Origin of the sequence: uncultured Acetatifactor sp. (assembly GCF_948601915.1) — a bacterium.
In the GTDB taxonomy this organism is placed as follows: Bacteria; Bacillota; Clostridia; order Lachnospirales; family Lachnospiraceae; genus Acetatifactor.
On sequence record NZ_CAPDXS010000242.1, the window covers coordinates 1 to 3,810 of the forward strand.

The following is a 3,810-nucleotide window of genomic DNA, read 5'->3' on the forward strand; positions in this document are numbered from 1 at the left end:
CCTACACGACGCTCTTCCGATCTAGGAGACGTTTCGCTCCGGGACAATTCCGAAATCGCCATTGTCGTCTGCAGGGACATTCATTGAAGAAGACTAACACAGTCGCTATTCCGCTGGGAGGCAGATTCGGCCGGAATAGTAGGAAAGGAGACGGAAATGTTCGATAATGTGAAAGCGGGGAAGCAGATCGCGCTGCTTCGAAAAAACAAAGGCCTGACCCAGGAGGACGTAGCCAGAGAATTGAACATCAGCCCCCAGGCCGTGAGCAAATGGGAGAATGGCCATACCATGCCAGAGCTGTCTGTCCTTGTGGAGCTGACAGAGCTGCTGGGATGCACCATAGACCAGATTCTCTTCCCGGCGCCTGTGCCTGCCCCGGGGGCCAATTTTGAGCAGACTCTGCTGCCATACGCCCCCATTGCGGATTTTACAGGCAGGCGCTGGCCCCGCAGCATGTCCAAGCCCGCCATACTGTCGGCCATCAAGCTTTTCATGGGATTGGAAGAACGCAGGGACACGATGAACCGACAGGTAAATGACGACACGGAGTACATCCTCCAGGCCGCGTTTTCCGGCATCAGCTTCGGCTATTCCTGGGGGCCTGACGACGACTGGGAAAGCTGCCTTGGGGCATACGGACTGACCTGCCAGGTTCATGCCAGCGCGGACTTCACCCAGGAAAGCTTCATCCGGATGGCGGCTGACAATATAATGAGCGGATATCCCGTAGTCGTCATTCCCAGGGAATACACGGATACCATTCTGGCCACAGGTTTTTCCAATCAGGGCAGGATCCTGCGGGGAATCCCTTTTCTGGACGGTGACGACGACAAAAACTCCGTCATGTCTTTCGGGCAGCTGAAAGGCTTTCCGGAATGGTATGCGAAAGAGTCAGAACTGGTGCTAGTCAGACCGGGCTCAAAGAAAATTGCCGTCCCTGATAAATGCAGGGAGGCTCTGGTGCGGGGATATCGGCTTTTGAGCAATGAGAGGCATCTGACCGATCAGCCGCTTGTGGGATGCGGGCTGGTCATCTATGACAACTGGTGCGAAGAGCTCCGCCGGGAGACGCGTCAGGAGCTGGTGGAAATCAGATGCATGTTCCCGCATATTTTCATCCACTATGAAGGGAAGCTCCGGATCAGGGAATTCCTGGAGCTCTGTACGCATCTGATACAGGATATCGACAAAAGCGCGTTCACGGCAGCCATCTCGAAATATGAGGAGATACTGTCGATCTGTGAGAAATGCGTCCAGGAAATGCTCCCCATGACGCCTGCGGACGCGGCCGAAGCCCGGGCACAGCGGCAGGCCTATATCGGCATCCTGCAAAGATGCAGGGAGCTGGAAGTGGAGGCGCTGGAGGCGATAAGGCCAACTGTGGGGCTATAGGCAGATGACGGCTATCTGGCCGAATCCGGCTGCGGCACCAGGTGCTTCACAAATACGGCATCCTGGTTTTTCGCCTTACAGCCCGGGGCGCTGATATATCCGTGCTTCTCATAGAAATGCGCCGCCGTGTCCGTCGTCAGGATGCTGGTGTAAATGCCGTTTTTCAGGAAATGCTCTTCTGCAAGTGCAAGCAGCGCGCTGCCATGAGCCTGGTTCTTGTATTCATCAGCGACCCAGAACTCCCGTATGAACCCGCAGGTCTCTTCGAAGAACCCGCTGGTGAATTTTAAGGGCTTGAACTGAATGAAACCAATGACATTTCCGCTTTCGGAAGTCCTGACAAAGGCAAGGTTGCCGCCATCGGCATTCATCTCCCGGAACAGGCCGTCCCAATCGCGGATATGGAGTTCTAGTTCAGAGAAATATTGCTTGAATGCCGCCTGGAATAAGGAATCAGAGAAATCGGAAATTAAATTATCAGAATATCGTCCATCTTCATCCCTCGAATAAATCATGCATAATCCTCTCGCTTTCTGGGTGGCAGTCTGTTTGGCTGCCATCCCGTTTGATTCAGTATATCATTCTTTTCAGAGTGTGAACAGACACAAAATATTTTAGTAGTAAGGTAAAATCAAATATGATAATATGGACAGAGAGCATTCCATGAAAGAAAAAAGGATCGCGGCATGGGCATCGCCAACTTCATTGACCAGGTCCTGGCCGCGGCGGACATGGCGGCGGAAAGCAGCGACATGGACGGCGGCATGGGCATCCGCGGGAGAGACGGAAGGGGCGGCAGGGGACGGATGGACAAAGCCCCATTTCTTCGTATCGAATCCGGGCTACTTCGCGGCGTACTTCATAGCCGGATTTCTGGCAAAAGAGATCTATCGATATGCGGACAGGGAGGGCAGGGACTTATTCGACTTTATCAGGAATGAGATATGCAGTCCCGGTACGGAGCTGGAATATGAGGTGCTTCTGGAAAAGGTTCTGAAATCGTGAAATCCGGCTGCCGAAGCCTATGTATGGCAGCCTACAGCAACAGAAGCGGCAATATAAGATTGTGAAGCGCAGGAAATTATGGTACAATGGGAGAACCGAAGCGAAGGAGGAGAAAGGATGAATACTATTTGGTCAGAGCATGTGCAGGGAACCATGACGCTGTACCTCAGCAGAAAGCTGAGATTTGACGATATGTTCTTCGAGCAGTATAAAGGCGTGTTCGACCTGGACCGGAACGCCAAGCTGCGCATTTTGGAGATTGGCTGCGGTCCGGGAGCGCTTGCGGAGGCGATGCACAGATGGTATCCCATGGCGCATGTCACCGCAATCGACAGGGACAGCAATTTCATATCCTTTGCGAAAGAGAACATCAAAGGCGTCGATTTCATGGAGGGCGATGCCACGCATCTTCCCTTTGAGGACAATACGTTTGACGTCACCATCTCGAACACGGTTCAGGAGCATGTTGATCCCACTGCCTTTTGGGGCGAGCAGAGGCGGGTGCTGAGACCAGGCGGGGTATGCCTGTGCCTGTCCGCGCGAAAAGGGCTTCACTGCACCGCGCCATGCCTGGAACCCACAGAAAAAGAAAAAGCCTTTTGGGAGAGCATTCCGCAGCAGGAAGATGATCTGGAGAAGCTCAACGTCTGCAGATTTCCAAAGTCGGAGTCCGAAATCCCCGCATCCATGGAGGAGAATGGTTTTACAAACGTGACCACCGGATATGCAATCATCGACCTCACTCCGGACGCGCCCAAGTATTCCGCAAAGATGGCAGAGCTGATGATTGAGGCAATGCGCCAGAATGATTTAGAGTCCATCCAGTCCACCCGCTCCGACCATGCCGGGGAGATAATATCCGTGATCGATTCCAAATATGAGGAACGGATTCGGCTGTACAGAGAGGGGATAAAGCAGTGGGACACATCCGTTTCCGTAACGATGATCGTCCGCGGCATGAAGTAAGAAAGCCGGGAGAGCTCTGCGTACAGGGAGACAAAGATATGGAGAAAAAGCGCCTGGAATACATGGATATGGCGAAAGGGGCAGGAATCATAGGGATTGTCGTTATGCATTCCTCCACCATGCCCGAGAGGGTGGTGGGGTGGCTCTCTTCCTTCGCCCTGCCCCTCTTTTTCCTGATTTCCGGGATGCTGATGAGTCATGGCAGGGAAAGGGAAAGGGGCATGAAAGAGCTCCTCTGCCGGAAAGGCCGTTCATTGATGATTCCCTTTCTGGGTTTTAGCCTGATCTATATTGCCTTGCTTATCAGGGAATGGAGGAACGGGATTTACGATTGGGAGACGGTGCGGGGGAGCATGCTGGCCTTCGTCACCCTCAAGGGAGGCTCCGTGGTCTGGTTCCTTCCAGCGCTTTTTATAGCGGAATGCGTTTTTCTCCCTATAGTGAAGC

Annotated in this window: 5 protein-coding genes; 4 read left to right on the forward strand and 1 reads right to left on the reverse strand. The window is 53.2% G+C overall.

The annotated features are described in order from the left end of the window. Positions 1-156: 156 nt before the first annotated feature. Positions 157-1,392, forward strand: a complete 1,236-nt coding sequence (locus Q2B33_RS23490; RefSeq protein WP_300574138.1) for a helix-turn-helix domain-containing protein — start codon at positions 157-159, stop codon at positions 1,390-1,392. Between the two features lie 11 nt (positions 1,393-1,403). On the opposite strand, the gene Q2B33_RS23495 is transcribed toward Q2B33_RS23490, so the two are convergent. Continuing rightward, complete coding sequence (locus Q2B33_RS23495; RefSeq protein WP_300574141.1) at positions 1,404-1,907, reverse strand: GNAT family N-acetyltransferase; 504 nt, start codon at positions 1,905-1,907, stop codon at positions 1,404-1,406. 148 nt (positions 1,908-2,055) lie between these two features. Here Q2B33_RS23495 and Q2B33_RS23500 point away from each other — a divergent pair, with 148 nt between their 5' ends. From Q2B33_RS23500 to Q2B33_RS23510, 3 genes are all read left to right on the forward strand, one after another. Then, complete coding sequence (locus tag Q2B33_RS23500) at positions 2,056-2,397, forward strand: hypothetical protein (RefSeq protein ID WP_300574144.1); 342 nt, start codon at positions 2,056-2,058, stop codon at positions 2,395-2,397. A gap of 117 nt (positions 2,398-2,514) precedes the next feature. After that, positions 2,515-3,363: a class I SAM-dependent methyltransferase gene (locus Q2B33_RS23505; RefSeq protein ID WP_300574148.1), complete on the forward strand. Its 849-nt coding sequence runs from the start codon at positions 2,515-2,517 to the stop codon at positions 3,361-3,363. A gap of 38 nt (positions 3,364-3,401) precedes the next feature. Then, positions 3,402-3,810, forward strand: a 409-nt coding sequence (locus tag Q2B33_RS23510) for an acyltransferase (protein ID WP_300823331.1), incomplete at its 3' end; no start/stop codon positions are given.

Coding starts and splice junctions, on each gene's coding strand:
- Q2B33_RS23490 (WP_300574138.1), top strand. CDS start 157: ATGTTCGATAATGTGAAAGCGGGGAAGCAGATCGCGCTGCTTCGAAAA.
- Q2B33_RS23495 (WP_300574141.1), bottom strand. CDS start 1,907: ATGATTTATTCGAGGGATGAAGATGGACGATATTCTGATAATTTAATT.
- Q2B33_RS23500 (WP_300574144.1), top strand. CDS start 2,056: ATGAAAGAAAAAAGGATCGCGGCATGGGCATCGCCAACTTCATTGACC.
- Q2B33_RS23505 (WP_300574148.1), top strand. CDS start 2,515: ATGAATACTATTTGGTCAGAGCATGTGCAGGGAACCATGACGCTGTAC.